Genomic DNA, 16,716 nt, shown 5'->3' on the forward strand with positions numbered 1-16,716 from the left:
CGCGGTCAGCCCTTGCGGGTCGCCGCGATGATGACCGCCTTCGCGCCGGTCTTCTCGGCGACCACGAGCACCGAGTCACCCACGGCCGGAGCGCCGTTCCGGGTCCGGGTGTCGGTGCCGATGACGTAGGACGCGGTGAACGCGTCGTCGCTCTTGACCGTGACGGAGGTGGCACTGGACTTGATGACCGTCCCGCGCTGGACCGTCATCACGACCGCCTTGCCGTCCTGGTCGACGGTGAACTCGCCGTGCTGGACGTTGCCCAGGCCCATGGCCCCACGCAGGAGGCCGCCCATGCCACCCATCCCGTTGTCCTGGCCGTCACCGAGCCCGTCGCCCTGGCGGCGCGGAACCTCCGGTCCCTGCGGCCCCTTCGGCAGACGGTCGAGCTTCTTCTGCTGGCCAGGCGGAAGTCCTTGTCGGCCGTCCTCGCGGACCTGTTCCATCCGGTCGTTGCCATCGTGGTGCGCAGCCCGCACGGCGACCAGGCCGACGGTCGCGACGACGCCGAGCACCAGCAGGGCAGCCAGCGCACCCGCGACGACCACGGCGATCAGGCCGCCAGTGGTCGAGGTCGCCTGGCGCCAGAGACCGGGGCCCTTCGGGGGCGGTCCTCCGGGACCACCGGTGGCGGGTCCGAACGGACCACCGGGAGGGCCGACGGGCGGCGGACCACCGGGAGTGCCGGCAGGCGGACCGGCGGGAGTGCCGGCAGGAGGCCCGGCCGGGGCGGCCTCGGAGACGGCGGGCAGGGGCTGCGTGGCGGACGGTATGGCGCTCGTGGGCTGTGGCTCGGTGGTCTGCGAGTCAGCGGCCTGGGAGTCCCCGGCCGACGGGTCCTGGCTCGCCTTCGGCGACCCCTTGGTACTGCGGGGCTTGGCGGGTCCGGTGGGCTCCGACATGGCGCCTCCTCTCGTTCCCACCAGTGTGGGTGACGAGCCTGTGCGTGGCATGGGAAATGGCTGAGAGTCTGACCGCCCGGCTGAGGCGACTACCGTGGTGCGGTGGCCGCCATCTCCTCTCCCCGTCGACCGACCGGTTCCGTGACGGGCTCTGGGTCGTCAGCCTCGCGGTCCGGCCGGTCGGGCGTGGCGACCTCGACGGCCCGGTCGATGGCCGACGACGTGCGGGAGCGGACCGACGACCAGCTCGCCGACCTCCTGCGCCGGCGCCAGGACCTGGCCCGACCCGCCCCCGCCGATCTGTCGTCGCTGGCCGCGAGGGCAGGCACCCGGGCCAGCGTCCAGCGGGCGGTCGACTCGCTCGACCTCGCGCACCTGCAGGTCCTCGAGGCGGCCCTGGCCACGACCTCACCGGTCGAGCCCCCGGCGGTCGGTGCGCTGCTCGGGATCGAGGCCTCCGAGGTGGAGCCAGTCCTCGACGACCTCTGGACCCTCGCGCTCCTGTGGCGCAGCCCCGAGGGCCTGCGGGTCGCCCGCACCGTCTCCGAGGTCCTCCCCCACCCCGCCGGACTCGGTCCGCGCGCGGCCGACACCTTCGTCGAGGTGCCGACGGCGGACTCCGTGGCTGCCCTCCTCGACGAGGCGCCACCAGCCGCCCGCGCGATCCTCGACCGCCTCACCTGGGGCCCGCCCCTGGCCGTGCTGCCCCCGGGGACTCCCGACCGGGTGGCCACGGGGGCGCGCTGGTTGCTCGAGCAGCACCTCGTCTTCGCGCCCGGGGCCGACCAGCTCGTGCTACCCCGCGAGGTCGCGCTCGCGCTGCGGCACGGCCGTAGCCACGCCTCGCCGGCACTGCAGCCGCCGGCTCTCGAGGGAGCGTTGCGCCAGGACTCCGAGGTCGACGCCGCCGCCGGCCAGCAGGTCACCGACCTCCTCGCGCTGGTCGACGAGCTCGCCGCGGAGTGGGGGCTGCGTCCGCCGCGCGTGCTGCGGTCCGGCGGACTGGCCGTCCGCGACCTCAAGCGGCTGGCGTCGGTGCTCGACGTCGATGAGGCCCGCGCGGCGTTCGTCGCCGAGCTCACGTATGCCGCGGGCCTCCTGGCCGACGACGGCTCGCTCGACCCGTCGTGGGCGCCGACGCCCGCCTACGACGAGTGGCAGCAGCACCCGGGCCACCAGCGCTGGGCGGTGCTCGCCCAGGCCTGGCTGCTCACCACCCGCGCCCCCCACCTCGTCGGCACGACGCCCGCGGGCGCCTCGGGCACGGTCAACGCCCTCGGCCCCGACGCCCACTGGCCCCCTGCCCGCGGCCTGCGCAAGGACGTCATCGACCAGCTCGCCGCCGCCGCGCCGGGGCTGTCCCCAGACCGAGCGAGCGTGGCGACCGCCCTCGGCTGGCACCGGCCGCGTCGCGTGCCCTCGAGCCTCGACGTGGTCGTGGCCGCCGTCCTGGGTGAGGCGGAGTGGTTGGGGGTGACGGGTCGCGGCGCGATCTCGACCGCCGGCCGGGCACTGCTCGACGCCAGGTCCGACGCCGACCTCGCCGCGGCCATGCAGCCCCACCTCCCCGAGCCCGTGGAACACGTGCTGCTCCAAGCCGACCTGACCGCCATCGCACCGGGTCCGTTGGCCGGTGGGCTGGCCACCTTCATGCGGCTGGTGGCCGACGTGGAGTCGCGGGGCGGGGCGACCGTCTACCGGTTCAACCCGGACTCCGTGCGTCGCGGTCTCGACGCAGGCTGGTCGGTCGACCAGGTCCTGGGCGCGCTCGGCGACGCCAGCCACACCCCCATCCCGCAGCCCCTCGACTACCTCATCCGCGACGTCGCGCGCCGCCACGGGCAGGCCCGGGTCGGAGCCATGCGGGCCTACATCCGGTGTGACGACGAGGCCACCCTCGGCGCGATGGTTGCCGACCGTGAGCTGTCGCCCCTCCAGCTGCGCAGCATCGCGCCGACGATCCTGGTCTCACCGGTCGCGGCCGACACAGTGCTGGAGTTCTTGCGGGAGAACGGATTCGCGCCGGCCGCCGAGACTCCCGACGGCGGCATCATCGTGCCCACCACCGGGGCCCACCGCACGCCGCTCCAGCGCCGCCCCACCCCGGTGACGGCACAGAAGGTCGACGACGAGCTGGTGACGACGATGGTCGGTGCGCTGCGGGCCGGCGAGGAGGCGGCGGCATACCAGCGCGAGCAGGTGGCCAGCCGACCCGGACCCAGCCTCCCGAGCACCGACCCGACCACGACGCTTGCCGTGCTGCGCGACGCGGCCGCGGACCGGCAGGCGGTCTGGATCGGCTACTCCGACGCGGACGGTCGCACCCAGCGGATCCTGTTCTACCCCGACCGGGTGGAAGGCGGCCGGGTGCACGGCACCGCCGACGGGTCCGCGCGGACGCTGTCGATCCACCGCGTGACCGGCGCAGTCCAGGGCTGAGCGGGGGCCTTCCCCGTCCCGGTGGAAAGGCCTCCCCATGGGGTCAAGGGTGTTTGCGACTGACGATTAGATGCCGGATGGCGGTGACCACGAACCAGCCGACAGCGAAGAACCCGATTGCCGACCACGACGGGAGCGGCGCGCTCGTCACCATGCAGAACCCCAGCCATGCGCAGACGACGACCGTGGCCTCGAGGCACGCGACGTTGAGAGCCTTGCCCATGGTGCATGGCTCGGACGGCCAGTTCATATACGTCGCCCCTCTCAACAGGTTACGTAGTAGGAATCGTAGGCAGCCAGGCCGGCGGCACCGCCGGTTGTCGGCATTCTCACCTTGTAACACTTGCCGTGCGCGATGGCGCTGTCGACTGTGCTGATGATGTCGGCTCGGACGAGGATGAAGATGGCCTGGCACGTCGTCCGTGAGATCGGGTCGGGCAGGAAGTTGCAGATGAGACCAGCGACCAGCGTCCTGTTGTCGTTGATGTACGCCTTCAGCTTCCAGGTTTCGGACCAGTTGAACTTGATGTAGGCCACCGGGGTGAAGTAGTACCACCCGGATGTCACCGTCGGGTCCATCACCACCGGATAGACCGCGTCGGTGGTGTCAACCACCTGGCGCAGGCTCTGGCCCCGGACCTCAAAGTGGGTCGGCAGTGCGCGGCCGACGGCATCTACCGCCCACGGCGCAAGAATGCGGGTACCCGTCGCACGGCCGTCCGCGTCTCGCACATCGAAGGCACCATCCACAGCCTCGTGGATGGTCCAGTCCTCCGGCACCACATCCTCGAACACCCCAGAAGACTGACCCTCAGTCAGCCTTGCTACGAGGCGGACGTTGGAGCCTTCGGTCTGGACCCAGGTCTTGAGGCCCTTGGCGGGCTTGATCTTGTGGCCACCCCGCTCGAGACCCGAAGGTGGGACAGCCTGTCCGACCTGACCCGTCTTCACCTCGATAATTCGTTCCACTTGGGCGTCATCCCCTCTTGGAGCACCCCAAGCGGCGGAACCGTTACCCACAAGAGCCAAGGCCATCGCTCCGACGACCAACACCTTCTTCAACTGCATATGTCCTCCCAATCCTATGAAACTGACTGAGTTCACTCAGAAAGTTTGTCATAGATAGGTGAACATTGGCTAGCGTTTGCGTCTAGAAGCATATCGTTGGACGTGTTAGGCAGATGCAGGCTGGGGCAGCACAGGGCTGAGCCGACCAGTGCGTCAGGCCGGCGTGGTCAGCCGCCGGCGAGGGCTCGGACGACTCCGGAGGGCGACGGGCGGCCCAGGTGGCCGGCCATCCAGACGCTCGTCTCGACGAGCTGGGCCAGGTCGACGCCGGTCTCCACGCCGGCACCGTCGAGGGCCCAGACGAGGTCCTCGGTGGCGAGGTTGCCGGTGGCGCTCTTGGCGTAGGGGCAGCCGCCGAGCCCGCCGGTGGAGGCGTCGACGACGGTGACGCCGTGGCGCAGGGCGGTCATGGTGTTGGCGAGCGCCTGCCCGTAGGTGTCGTGGAAGTGCACGCCGATGCGGTCGGCGCCGATCCCGCGCGCGTCGAGGGCATCGAGCAGGCGGCTCACGTGACCGGTCGTGCCCGTGCCGATGGTGTCGCCGAGCGAGAGCTGGTCGGCGCCGAGGTCCATCAGCCGCTGCGAGACCGAGACGACCTGGTCGACCGGCACCGGCCCCTCCCAGGGGTCGCCGAAGCACATCGAGACGTAGGCCCGCACCCACAGCCCGGCGTCCTTGGCCCGCGCCACGACCGGGGCGAACATGTCGACCGACTCGTCCACGGTGCGGTTGAGGTTCTTGCGGGCGAAGGTCTCGGTCGCGCTGCCGAAGATGGCAACCGCTCCCACGCCGGCCGCGAGCGCGTCGTCGAGGCCGCGCTCGTTGGGCACGAGCACCGGGCGACGAGGTCCGCGGCCGAGCTCGCCGAGGTCCTCGAGCACCTCACGGGCATCGGCGAGCTGCGGCACCCACGTCGGCGGGACGAAGGACGTGGTCTCGATCGTCTCCAGGCCGGCGGCCGCCAGTCGCCGGATGAACTCCGCCTTCACCGCGGCCGGGACGACGGCCTTCTCGTTCTGGAGGCCGTCGCGCGGACCGACCTCGTAGATGGTCACCCGGCTCGGCAGTTCCGGGTTCGGCTCGCGCTGGGGAAGTCCGATGCTCACCCCTTGATCCTGCCATTCCCGGACTCCCGGTCTTCACCCGTGCTGCGGGGGGTTAGATTTGCACGGAACCGCACGACGCCCGAAGGGACGCACGATGAGCGACACACCTCGCAACGACGACACCCCGGAGTACCGCGACCCCACGGCGCCCAGCGACCCGACGGCGCCGAGCGACGAGGGTCTCTCGGACTCCGACGACTCGTTCGACCAGACCGCAGCCATCGACACCGACGTGACGCAGGCGGTCCCGCCGGTGCCACCGGCCCCGGCGAGCCCTCCCCCGCCGCCCGCGGCCCACCCCGGCGGCGGTCAGCCGTCCTACGGTCCGCCGGCAAGCACCCCGCAGAACCCGTATGGCGCGCCGTCGACCGCCGCGGGTGCGCCGCCGCCCCCTCCGCAGAACCCCTATGGCAGCGCCCCGAGCGCGGCACCCCAGAACCCCTACGGCGGACAGCAGTACCCCACCCAGGGCCAGGTCCAGCAGGGCTACGGCGCCCAGGGCTACGGCGCGCCGGGTCAGGGTGCGCCCGGTCAGGGCGCTCCCGGTCAGGGCGGGCAGGGCTACGGCGCCGCCCCGGCCTATGGCACGCCGGTCTACGGCGCCCCCGGCTACGGGCAACCTACCTATGCCGCGCCCCAGTCGATGAGCGGCAACACGATCGCGCTGCTGGTCGTCTCCGGCCTGACCACCCTCGGCTGCGGCTTCGGCATCGTCGCCCTGGTCTTCGCGATCGTGGCGGCGACCAAGAAGGACCAGCCGGCCGAGTCGGCGAAGTTCACCCGCTGGGGCTGGATCGCGCTGGCGGTCGGTCTGTTCCTCACCATTGCCGTGATCGTCATCTTCCTCGTGGCCATCGCCGGCAGCAGCTCATCCAGTTTCGACTCGGGGTACTAGCCCTTGCCTGATGGCCCGCTGATCGTCCAGAGCGACAAGACGCTGCTGCTGGAGGTCGACCACCCGAACGCCGAGGAGGCGCGCCGGGCGATCGCACCCTTCGCCGAGCTCGAGCGCGCGCCGGAGCACATCCACACCTACCGGGTGACGCCACTGGGCCTGTGGAACGCACGGGCCGCGGGCCACGACGCCGAGCAGGTGGTCAACGCCCTGATCACCTACAGCAGGTATGCCGTGCCGCACGCCCTGCTCGTCGATGTCGCCGACACGATGGATCGCTACGGTCGGCTCACCCTCGAGAAGGACCCCGACCACGGACTGGTCCTGCGTACGACAGACCGTCCTGTGCTCGAGGAAGTGTTGCGGCACAAGAAGATCAAGCCGCTCATCGGCGAGCGGATCGACGACGACCGAGTGGCGGTGCACCCCTCGGAGCGGGGCCACCTCAAGCAGGAGCTGCTCAAGGTCGGCTGGCCGGCCGAGGACGAAGCGGGCTACGTCGACGGCGAGGCCCATCCCATCGGGCTCGACAACGCCGACTGGTCGCTGCGCCCCTACCAGCAGCAGGCCGTCGACGGGTTCTGGCACGGCGGCTCCGGGGTGGTCGTGCTGCCGTGTGGCGCCGGCAAGACCCTGGTCGGCGCGGGCGCCATGGCGGTGGCCAAGGCGACGACGCTGATCCTCGTCACCAACACGGTGTCGGCGCGGCAGTGGCGTGACGAGCTGCTCAAGCGGACCAGCCTCACCGACGAGGAGATCGGCGAGTACTCCGGTGCCCGCAAGGAGATCCGCCCGGTCACCATCGCGACCTACCAGGTGCTGACGACCCGCCGGAAGGGCGTCTACACGCACCTCGACCTGCTCGACGCCCGCGACTGGGGCCTGATCATCTACGACGAGGTGCACCTGCTCCCCGCGCCGATCTTCCGGATGACCGCCGACCTCCAGGCCCGTCGGCGCCTGGGCCTCACCGCGACCCTCGTGCGCGAGGACGGCCGCGAGGCCGACGTGTTCTCGCTGATCGGCCCGAAGCGCTACGACGCACCGTGGAAGGACATCGAGGCGCAGGGCTACATCGCGCCCGCCGACTGCGTCGAGGTGCGGGTCACGCTCCCCGACAGCGAGCGCCTCGCGTATGCCGTGGCCGAACCGGAGGACCGCTACCGGCTGTCCTCGTGCAGCCCCGTCAAGAACGCCGTCGTCGAGCGGATCGTGGCGCAGCACCGCGGTGAGCCCACGCTCGTCATCGGCCAGTACCTCGACCAGCTCGCCGAGCTGTCCGAGCGGCTGGACGCCGATGTCATCACGGGCGAGACCCCGGTCTCCCAGCGGCAGAAGCTCTTCCAGGCGTTCCGGGTCGGCGAGATCAGCCTGCTCGTCGTGTCGAAGGTCGCCAACTTCTCGATCGACCTGCCGGAGGCGAGCGTGGCGATCCAGGTGTCCGGCACCTTCGGCTCGCGGCAGGAGGAGGCCCAGCGCCTCGGCCGGGTGCTGCGGCCGAAGGGCGACGGCCGCACTGCGCACTTCTACACGGTCGTCTCGCGCGACACCGTCGACGCCGAGTTCGCAGCACACCGCCAGCGGTTCCTCGCCGAGCAGGGCTACGCCTACCGGATCGTCGACGCCGACGACGTGGACGCCACCGCCTGACGCGCGCGGGCGCGTCCAGACGGCATACAGACAACTCCCAGACTCAGGCCCGAGACTGGGTGACGTGACCAATGCCCAACCCGAGGCCCGGCTCCTCGTCGTCGAGGACGAGCCCAACATCCGTGAGCTCCTCGCCACCTCCCTGCGGTTCGCGGGGTTCGAGGTGCACGTCGCCGCCGACGGCGCGACCGCCCTCCACCTCGCCACGGTCCACGAGCCCGACCTCGTCGTCCTCGACGTGATGCTCCCCGACATGGACGGCTTCACGGTGACCCGCAAGCTGCGCGACACGGGGCGTCAGCTGCCCATCGTGTTCGTGACCGCGCGCGACTCGGTCGACGACAAGATCAAGGGGCTGACCGTCGGCGGCGACGACTACGTCACCAAGCCGTTCAGCCTCGAGGAGGTCGTGGCCCGCATCCGAGCCGTCCTGCGCCGCACCAGGGGCGAGGTCGACGACGCCAGCTCGCTGCGCTTCGAGGACCTCGAGCTCGACGAGGACTCCCACGAGGTCAGCCGCGCCGGCCGCTCGATCGACGTGTCCCCCACCGAGTTCAAGCTCCTGCGCTACCTCATGCTCAACCCCAACCGGGTGCTGTCTAAGGCGCAGATCCTCGACCACGTGTGGGACTACGACTTCCGCGGCGAGAGCGGCATCGTCGAGTCCTACATCTCCTACCTGCGGCGCAAGATCGACCTCGACGGGGTTCCGCCGCTCATCCACACCAAGCGCGGCGTCGGCTACGTGTTGCGCAAGCCCCCGGAGGCGTAGATGACGGCGCCCACGAGTCCTGCTCCCGCGGACACCCCCGCACCCGCCGCGCCAGCTCCAAGCCAGCCCGCACGGATCGCTGTGGCCCGGGCCAAGGAGCAGCTGGAGCTGCTCCCGTTGCGGGTGCGCCTGGTCGCCGTGATGCTCGTCCTCCTGTTGGTGGCCCTCACCCTGACTGCCGCGGCCACCGCGGCCCTGATGCGCCGTGACTTGATGGGCCGCGTCGACGGCGACCTGCAACGGGCCTACCCGACGGTGGCGCAACAGGCCCTCGACACGTTGCGTGCACCCGCCCGCAACCGCCTGCCGAGCGGGTATGCCGTGGTCTTCTACCCGACCGACGGCACCCCCGCAGTCGAGATCGACCCGACTGGCGCCAGTGCCCGCCCAGGCGTCCCTGACAAGCTGCCGCTCACCGACGCTCGCGTCGACTCCCCCGAAGCGTTCACCATCGGCACCAAGGACGGGTCCGGCCAGTGGCGTGCCGTGGCCGGTCGGTTGAGGGACGACTCCGCGACGTTCATCGTGGCGGTGCCGCTGGCGAGTGTCAGCCACACGGTGCGTCGCCTCGTGCTCGTGGAGCTCCTCATCGGTCTCGCCGTCCTCGCGGCGTGCGCCATCGGAGGGTGGTATGCCGTGCAGCGCGCCTTCCGGCCCCTGCGCGAGATCGAGGACACCGCCGCGGCCATCGCCGATGGTGACCTCGCCCGCCGCATCCCGACGCGGACCGCCAAGGACGAGGTCACCTCGCTGGCGCGGTCGCTCAACGTCATGCTCGCCCAGATCGAGCAGTCCTTCGCCGCCCGTGAGGCGTCCGAAGAGCGGATGCGCCAGTTCGTCGCCGACGCCTCCCACGAGCTGCGCACCCCGCTGGCCGCGGTGCGGGGCTACGCCGAGCTCTACCGTCAGGGAGCGGTCAGGGAGCCGACGGACGTCGCGAGCGCGATGACGCGCATCGAGGGCGAGGCGACCCGGATGGGCGGGCTGGTCGAGGACCTGCTCATGTTGGCGCGGCTCGACGACCAGCGACCGATGCGCTTCGCCCCCGTCGATCTGACCGTGCTCGCCGCCGACGCGGCGCAGGACGCACGGGCCATCGACCCGCACCGGCAGATCACCGTCTCGGGCCTGACGGGACCGTTGGGGCCCACCGTGGCTCCTGGCGACGACGCCCGGCTGCGACAGCTCCTTTCCAACCTCCTGTCGAATGCCCTCAACCACACCCCTGCTGGCTCACCCCTCGAAATCGCCGTGGGCACAAGGGAATCCGACCAACACGTCGTCATCGAGGTGCGCGACCACGGCCCGGGCGTCGACCCTGACAAGGCCCGCAAGGTGTTCGAGCGGTTCTACCGCGCCGACCCGTCACGGGTCCGTGGCGCGGGTGGGGGGAACGGACTGGGCCTGGCCATCGCGGCCGCCATCGTCAACGCCCACCGGGGCCGGATCGGGGTCTCCCAGACGGCGGGCGGTGGCGCGACCTTCATCGTCGAGCTGCCCACAGACAACTCTCAGGCAGCGCCCAGCACCCCTTGACGTTGGACCGGTTGACTGACGTCACCAAGCCACACCAAGGAGCGCACCACCATGACCCAGATCCACCCGGACACCCGACCGGACACCACCGGTGACGATGGTCAGCCTCAGCCTCCTGTCACGCCGGCTCCCACCGCCGCCCAGGACCCGTGGTCCCAGCAGGGCGAGCCGACGACCCCGGTCTGGTTTGGCCAGACCCACGAGATCCCGCGCGACCACGCGGCTCTCGGGCTTCCGGGCGCAGCAGGAGATCCAACACTTGCAGCGGCCGGTGCCACCACGGCATACCCGCCGCTCACCACTCCTCCGGCTGGGCCGCCCCCTTCCTTTCCCACTCGGGACGGGGCAGAGCCTGCCCAGCCGGGCAAACGGCGCCGACTGACGGAACTCACCGCCGTCGCGGCGCTCGCCGCCCTCCTTGCGAGCGGCGGCACCTACGCCGCGGTCCAGCTGGGTGACGGTCCGCAGGCCTCCTCCCCTGCGAGCGCGTCATCCCTGGGCCGCGGCGCAGACGCCGGACCGGTGGTCCAAGCCGACGCCACGAACCCGAACTGGACGGCTACCGCGGCTGCCGTGGCGCCCAGCGTCGTGTCGATCACCGTGAAGTCCGGTCAGAGCGAGGCGCAGGGCTCCGGCGTGATCATCGACGGCAAGGGCCACGTCCTCACCAACAACCACGTCGTGAGCGGCGTCGGCTCCGGCACGGTCATCACCGTGACGCTCAACGACGGACGCACCTACAAGGCCACCGTCGCCGGCACCGACCCGAGCACCGACCTCGCCGTCATCACCCTGTCCAACGCCCCGAGCGACCTCAAGGCCATCGCGATCGGCAACTCCGACGACCTCAAGGTGGGCGACCCGGTGATGGCGATCGGCAACCCCCTGGGACTGGCCGGCACCGTCACGACCGGCATCGTCAGCGCGCTCAACCGCCCGGTGACGACCGCCGCTGAGGACAGCCAGCCGCAGGACCCGTTCGGACAGAGCATTCCGGGGCAGGGGCAGCCCTCGACCGGCAGCGACGGCAGCGACGTCGTGACCAACGCGATCCAGACGTCGGCCGCGATCAACCCCGGCAACTCCGGCGGCGCGCTCGTCAACGCCTCCGGTCAGCTGGTCGGCATCAACTCGTCGATCGCCAGCCTCGGCTCGTCGAGCAGCGGCCAGAGCGGCAGCATCGGCATCGGGTTCGCGATCCCGGCCAACGAGGCCAAGAGCATCGCCTCGCAGCTGATCTCGTCGGGCAAGGCCGAGCACGCCTTCCTCGGGGTCAGCCTGGGCGACGGCACGGCGTCTGACGGCACCAGCCAGCGGGCCGGCGCGGAGATCACCCAGATCTCGGCCAACACCCCGGCCGCGAACGCGGGTCTGCAGAAGGGCGACGTCGTCGTCGCGGTCGACGGCGAGCGGGTCGACTCGGCCCTGTCGCTGGTGGCCAACATCCGCGAACGCGCCGTCGGCGACAAGGTCACGCTGCGCGTGCTGCGGGACGGCAAGCAGGTCGACCTGACCGCCACCCTGGTCGCCAAGGCCGCTGCCACCAGCTGACCCACCAAGCCGGTCGGCGCCTCCGGGCGCCGACCACCAGTCACCGATCGGGCCGACCTCGCCTCGACCGGTGACCCGGGCCGCTGATCGTGCGGACAGTGGACCGGATGCCGGGCCGGGCCCCTCGTCTCGTCTGTTGGATGGACGCCGACGAGTGGGCCCGGCCTGGCCATGTCTGCACGCCTTCGGCGAGTTGCTGCGTGGAAGCTCCGCACCACTGTCTTATTAACATCTAACTAAAGGAAATAGTCCTTCTGAACTACTTCCTCTCTAGCCCCCGGGCGCCAGTGCGGCCCAACCAGCGGCCGGCCACCGAGCCAAAACCGTTCGACGCGGTGCCGACTCGGTGGCAAGGTAGACCCTTGTGTCTGCTACCGCCCCCACCCCGGAACTGAAGCGCGAGCAGGACTACCTCGGCGCCGCCCGTGCGGCCCTCGCCGCGATGCGCGAGCAGACCCTCTCGCTCAAGGTCCAGGCCCACGACCCGATCTCGGCGGAGCACCTCGCCCGCACGCTGCACCTGCGGGCCGCCTCCCTCCAGGACGACCCCTCGACCACCCTCTTCTTCGGGCGGATCGACACCGACACGGACGAGCGCTGGTACATCGGCCGACGCCACGTCGCGGACACCGCCGGCGACCCGCTCGTCATCGACTGGCGGGCGGGCATGTCGACCGCCTTCTACCGGGCGTCGCGCACCGAGCCGATGGGCGTCACCCTGCGCCGACGGTTCGGGCTGGACCGTGGCGCCATCACCGCCTACGAGGACGAGCACCTCCAGGACCGGGCCGAGCACGACGTCCGCAGCCAGATCCTCGCCGAGGAGATCGAGCGCCCGCGCGTGGGGCCGATGCGCGACATCGTGGCCACCATCCAGCCCGAGCAGGACGAGATCGTCCGGGCCGGCGCCGAGCAGACCATCTGCGTCCAGGGCGCCCCGGGCACGGGCAAGACCGCCGTCGGCCTGCACCGAGCCGCCTGGCTGCTCTACGCGTTCCGCGAGCGCCTGGCCCGCTCCGGCGTCCTCGTGATCGGCCCCAACCGCGCCTTCCTCGAACACATCGGCGCGGTCCTGCCGGCCCTCGGCGAGGTCGCCGTCGGCCACACCACCATCGAGGAGCTTGTCGCCTCCGTGCCGGTCCGTGGCACCGACCCCACCGAGACCGCGATCCTGAAGGGCGACGCGCGCCTCGCCGAGGTGCTCCGGTATGCCGTGTGGTCGGCAGTGCAGCCCGCGACCGAGCCGCTCGTGGTGCCGCGCGGCGTGCGCAAGTGGCGCGTGCCGGCATACGAGGTCAACGAGATCCTCGACGAGCTGCGCTCACGCGGCGTGCGCTACGACGCGGCGCGGCAGATGCTCCCGCAGCGCCTCGCCCACGCGGTCCTGCTGAAGATGGAGGGGTCCGGCGACTCCCCCGACGACCGCGTGCAGGACCAGGTCGCCCGCTCGGCGGTGGTGAAGAAGTACGTCACGACGCTCTGGCCGACCCTCGACGCCAAGGCGGTGCTCTTCTCCCTCCTGTCAGACCTCGACCAGCTGGAGCGCCACTCGACGGACCTGCTGAGCGACGACGAGCGACGGATCCTGGTGTGGGACAACGCGGCTCGCTCCAAGGGCTCCGCCAAGTGGTCGCCCGCCGACACCGTGCTGCTGGACGAGCTCGGCGACCACATCGCCCGCACCCCCTCCCTCGGTCACGTCGTGCTCGACGAGGCCCAGGACCTCTCCCCGATGCAGCTGCGGGCCGTCGGTCGACGCTGTTCCACCGGCGCCGCAACCGTCCTCGGCGACATCGCCCAGGGCACCACGCCGTGGGCGACCGACTCATGGGAGTCGTCCCTGCACCACCTCGGCAAGCCGGGCAGCCACATCGAGGTCCTCGACCGGGGGTTCCGCGTGCCCGCCAGCGTCATCGAGTACGCGGCCCAGCTGCTCCCCCACATGGCGCCCGGACTCGGCACTCCCGTCTCGGTGCGAGACAACCCCGGCCGGCTCGACCTCGTGTCGACCGACGCTGCCAGCCTCCACGAGCGGGTGGGTGCCGTCGTCGCCGCCGAGCTGGAGGAGCCCGGTTCCGTCGGTGTCATCGCTCCCGACGCCATGGTCGATGCGCTGTCAGCGTCGTTGCAGCGCGACGGGATCGACCACGGCGTGCTCGGTCAGGACCACGGCGACATCGACCACCAGGTCGACGTGGTCCCGGCCACCGTGGCCAAGGGACTGGAGTTCGACCGGGTCATCGTGGTCGAACCCGCCGCCATCGCCGCGGCCGAGCCCGACGAGCGCACCGGGCTGCGTCGCCTCTACGTCGTGCTCACCCGAGCGGTCTCGGCCCTGACCGTCGTGCACGCCGAACCGCTGCCCGCGCAGCTGGGTCCCGCCTGACCGGCTCGATCTCTGCCAGAATCGCGCTCGTGCCGGCACTGATCACGTGGTGGACGCTCGACGTCGCCGACCTCGCCCCCGGAGCGCACTCGGACGCCGTCCGGGCAGTCGGGGAGGACCTGCTGCGACGGCTGGGCGAGGAGCACCGCAGGTACCACACGGCCCGCCATGTCGTGGAGATGTTCTGGGCGCTCGAGGACCTCGAGCAGGCCGGCGTGCTGACCGCCCGAGAGACGGCCCTGGCCCGGATCGCGGCGTGGTTCCACGACGCCGTCTACGACACCACGAACTCGGGTGGGGAGAACGAGATCGAGAGCGCCGACCTCGCGGTGCGCGACCTCTCGGCGCTGGGCTTCACGACCGAGGACGTCGAGACCGTGCGCGACCTCGTGCTCTCGACGCACGACCACGAGCTCACCGGCACGCCCCTCGCCGGCGCCTTCCACGACGCCGACCTCTGGATCCTCAGTTCACCGCCCGGGCGTTACGACGAGTACACCGTCCAGGTGCGTGACGAGTATGCCGCCGTCCCCGACGACGTGTTCCGCGCGGCGAGGGCGTCGATCCTGCGACCTTTCCTCGACCGCGAGACCATCTACGCCACCGAGTTCGCCCGGGAGTCCTGGGAGGACGCGGCCCGGGTCAACCTCGCCGCCGAGCTGGGACTCCTCACGGGCTGACGCCCGTCACTCCTCCGCCGTCACTCGTCCGCGGTCATGGCTGCGGCCACGAGTGGCCACCAGAACTGCCGCCCGGCCAGGGACTCGAACTCCTCGGCGCTCACCCACCTCGGGTCCACCGCGTCGGGCTCGGTCGCCACGAGCTCGTCCCCGGCCACCGGGAGCGTGGCGCGGAAGACCTGCATCGACCCTCCGTCCTCAGGCCAGAGACCGTGCCGCGACCGGGGGGTGTAGTCCTCATGGCCGAAGATCTGCAGGCTGTCCGCGTCGAGCCGCAGGCCGGTCTCCTCCCAGACCTCACGGAGTGCGCACTCGAGCACCGACTCCCCGGGCTCACGCCAGCCGCCCGGGATGCTCCACTCGCGGCGGCGCGGGCTGTAGGTCACCGCATACCGTCCCGTCGCATCCGTCACGACCACCGTGGCCACGAACACGCGCTCCTCGTCCACGGGTTCGGCCGACACCCACAGCTCGACATCGGCCACGGAGCCGTCGGCGAACGTCGCCCCCGGGACCGACTCGATAAGCCGACTCACCGACCCACCCGTTCCAGGTGCTCCACGAGGGGCCACCAGTGCCTTCCGGACAGGTCGTCCGTCGGGTCCGAGAGGTGGCGCCAGGTGCCGACCTCAGCGTCGTCGGACTCGGTGATGCGGTCCGCGAAGACCGCGAAGCACGCTTTTGGTGCAGGCCACGGATACCCGTCGTCAGGGCTGGGCACGGTGTTGCGGACGTAGCCCACGAGGCGCGGGACGAGGGCTGTGGGCGTGCCCATCAGCTCCCCCACCAGGAGACCGAGGGCCTCGGCCACGGAGTCGCCCCCCACCCTCCGTGACGGGAGGTCGACGCCGCCATCGGGGCGCTCCACGACGAGGAGTTCAGGCCCGCGCAGCAGGGCGAGGCGCACCACGACCGTGTTGGCCGGCGCCTCGTCCTGGCGCGACGCGATCACGTCGGCCCGTGACCCCGGGGGCAGCCAGGGCGCCTCGGGAACAGCCCGGACGACCCGCTCGTGGCGCCGCTTCTGGATGCGCAGACCGCTGCGTTGGAGGATCCGCACGACCTCCCGGCCGTCCACCGGCGTGGCACCTGCCGCGACCAGCGCGGCATACCGCTCCTCGGGCACGTCGTAGTGGTCACCCTCGAAGCCACGGGCCGGAATCCCTTGTGCCGCAGCGAAGACGTGCAGCTCGTCGTAGGACGTGTCGCTGACGAGGTGGGACCACAACCGCCCATGCGCCGGCCACGCAGGCGGGTCGATCCAGATGGTCACCCGGCTGACGCTACCCGCCCGGGCAGGAGCCTGTGGACAACCGGGCGGGCCAGCCGCGTGACGCCCCTAGCCTCGCCACAGGCGGAGGCCACGGGGGCGCCGCACTCGTCAGGAGGACAACCATGTCGGCACAGTTCACGGTGGACACCGAGCGCATCCAGGCCGCCTCGGGCGACATCGCCCGCATCTCGACCGAGATCGACAGCCAGGTCACGGCGATGATGGCCCGCCTGTCCGGGCTCCAGGGAGCCTGGACCGGATCCGCCGCGGCGCGGTTCCAGTCGCTCGTGGGCGAGTGGCAGGGCACCCAGAAGCAGGTCCGCGCCTCGCTCGACTCGATCGGTGGCGTCCTCGCTGCGGCCGGAGCGCACTACGCCGAGACCGAGGCCCAGACCCTGCGCATGTTCAGCTGAGCAGTCGCGACGCCGCCCCGACCGTGGTGGTCGGGGCAGCGTCGC

14 protein-coding genes are annotated in these 16,716 nt (G+C 71.4%); 9 read left to right on the plus strand and 5 right to left on the minus strand.

All coding sequences use genetic code 11. The annotated features are described in order from the left end of the window. Nucleotides 1-5 precede the first annotated feature (5 nt). Nucleotides 6-902, minus strand: coding sequence for a hypothetical protein (locus AC1DWJ_RS08345; RefSeq protein ID WP_477620518.1), 897 nt, complete (start codon nucleotides 900-902; stop codon nucleotides 6-8). 186 nt (nucleotides 903-1,088) lie between these two features. Here AC1DWJ_RS08345 and AC1DWJ_RS08350 point away from each other — a divergent pair, with 186 nt between their 5' ends. After that, nucleotides 1,089-3,341: a helicase-associated domain-containing protein gene (locus AC1DWJ_RS08350; RefSeq protein ID WP_477620519.1), complete on the plus strand. Its 2,253-nt coding sequence runs from the start codon at nucleotides 1,089-1,091 to the stop codon at nucleotides 3,339-3,341. 264 nt (nucleotides 3,342-3,605) lie between these two features. Here AC1DWJ_RS08350 and AC1DWJ_RS08355 read toward each other — a convergent pair whose 3' ends face one another. Then, the gene (locus AC1DWJ_RS08355) at nucleotides 3,606-4,409 is read right to left on the minus strand and encodes a hypothetical protein (RefSeq protein ID WP_457254699.1); all 804 of its coding nucleotides are present in this window, start codon (nucleotides 4,407-4,409) and stop codon (nucleotides 3,606-3,608) included. A gap of 167 nt (nucleotides 4,410-4,576) precedes the next feature. Continuing rightward, nucleotides 4,577-5,509: a hydroxymethylglutaryl-CoA lyase gene (locus AC1DWJ_RS08360; RefSeq protein ID WP_457254857.1), complete on the minus strand. Its 933-nt coding sequence runs from the start codon at nucleotides 5,507-5,509 to the stop codon at nucleotides 4,577-4,579. Between the two features lie 100 nt (nucleotides 5,510-5,609). On the opposite strand from AC1DWJ_RS08360, the gene AC1DWJ_RS08365 reads away from it, so the two are divergent. The 7 genes from AC1DWJ_RS08365 (at nucleotide 5,610) to AC1DWJ_RS08395 (ending at nucleotide 14,985) form a co-directional block, all read left to right on the plus strand. Continuing rightward, nucleotides 5,610-6,410, plus strand: a complete 801-nt coding sequence (locus AC1DWJ_RS08365; RefSeq protein ID WP_477620520.1) for a hypothetical protein — start codon at nucleotides 5,610-5,612, stop codon at nucleotides 6,408-6,410. 3 nt (nucleotides 6,411-6,413) lie between these two features. Next, on the plus strand, nucleotides 6,414-8,060 hold the full coding sequence (locus AC1DWJ_RS08370; RefSeq protein WP_457254701.1) for a DNA repair helicase XPB: 1,647 nt from the start codon (nucleotides 6,414-6,416) through the stop codon (nucleotides 8,058-8,060). A 64-nt stretch (nucleotides 8,061-8,124) separates the two neighbouring features. After that, entirely contained in the window at nucleotides 8,125-8,832 is a 708-nt protein-coding gene (locus AC1DWJ_RS08375) for a response regulator transcription factor (protein ID WP_457254702.1), read from the plus strand. 81 nt (nucleotides 8,833-8,913) lie between these two features. After that, the gene (locus tag AC1DWJ_RS08380) at nucleotides 8,914-10,368 is read left to right on the plus strand and encodes a sensor histidine kinase (RefSeq protein WP_477620521.1); all 1,455 of its coding nucleotides are present in this window, start codon (nucleotides 8,914-8,916) and stop codon (nucleotides 10,366-10,368) included. Nucleotides 10,369-10,419: 51 nt separating this feature from the next. Next, nucleotides 10,420-11,919 (plus strand): S1C family serine protease, encoded by a 1,500-nt coding sequence (locus tag AC1DWJ_RS08385; RefSeq protein ID WP_457254704.1) that lies wholly within the window; start codon nucleotides 10,420-10,422, stop codon nucleotides 11,917-11,919. Between the two features lie 364 nt (nucleotides 11,920-12,283). Beyond that, nucleotides 12,284-14,305 (plus strand): HelD family protein, encoded by a 2,022-nt coding sequence (locus tag AC1DWJ_RS08390; RefSeq protein WP_477620522.1) that lies wholly within the window; start codon nucleotides 12,284-12,286, stop codon nucleotides 14,303-14,305. A 29-nt stretch (nucleotides 14,306-14,334) separates the two neighbouring features. Continuing rightward, entirely contained in the window at nucleotides 14,335-14,985 is a 651-nt protein-coding gene (locus tag AC1DWJ_RS08395; RefSeq protein ID WP_477620523.1) for an HD domain-containing protein, read from the plus strand. Between the two features lie 20 nt (nucleotides 14,986-15,005). On the opposite strand, the gene AC1DWJ_RS08400 is transcribed toward AC1DWJ_RS08395, so the two are convergent. Both AC1DWJ_RS08400 and AC1DWJ_RS08405 read right to left on the minus strand, forming a co-directional pair. After that, nucleotides 15,006-15,521 (minus strand): NUDIX hydrolase, encoded by a 516-nt coding sequence (locus AC1DWJ_RS08400; protein WP_477620524.1) that lies wholly within the window; start codon nucleotides 15,519-15,521, stop codon nucleotides 15,006-15,008. Then, the gene (locus AC1DWJ_RS08405; RefSeq protein WP_457254708.1) at nucleotides 15,518-16,258 is read right to left on the minus strand and encodes a DUF4031 domain-containing protein; all 741 of its coding nucleotides are present in this window, start codon (nucleotides 16,256-16,258) and stop codon (nucleotides 15,518-15,520) included. The genes AC1DWJ_RS08400 and AC1DWJ_RS08405 overlap by 4 nt, the downstream gene beginning before the upstream one ends. 122 nt (nucleotides 16,259-16,380) lie before the next feature. Between AC1DWJ_RS08405 and AC1DWJ_RS08410 the strand changes: the two genes are divergently transcribed. Next, nucleotides 16,381-16,671, plus strand: coding sequence for a WXG100 family type VII secretion target (locus AC1DWJ_RS08410; RefSeq protein WP_457254709.1), 291 nt, complete (start codon nucleotides 16,381-16,383; stop codon nucleotides 16,669-16,671). Nucleotides 16,672-16,716 lie beyond the last annotated feature (45 nt).

The organism is Pedococcus sp. P2_D7, assembly GCF_056404295.1.

Bases quoted from the DNA above. Each gene is read 5' to 3' on its own strand.
- AC1DWJ_RS08410 (WP_457254709.1), top strand. From the start codon at position 16,381: ATGTCGGCACAGTTCACGGTGGACACCGAGCGCATCCAGGCCGCCTCG.
- AC1DWJ_RS08385 (WP_457254704.1), top strand. From the start codon at position 10,420: ATGACCCAGATCCACCCGGACACCCGACCGGACACCACCGGTGACGAT.
- AC1DWJ_RS08355 (WP_457254699.1), bottom strand. From the start codon at position 4,409: ATGCAGTTGAAGAAGGTGTTGGTCGTCGGAGCGATGGCCTTGGCTCTT.
- AC1DWJ_RS08365 (WP_477620520.1), top strand. From the start codon at position 5,610: ATGAGCGACACACCTCGCAACGACGACACCCCGGAGTACCGCGACCCC.
- AC1DWJ_RS08345 (WP_477620518.1), bottom strand. From the start codon at position 902: ATGTCGGAGCCCACCGGACCCGCCAAGCCCCGCAGTACCAAGGGGTCG.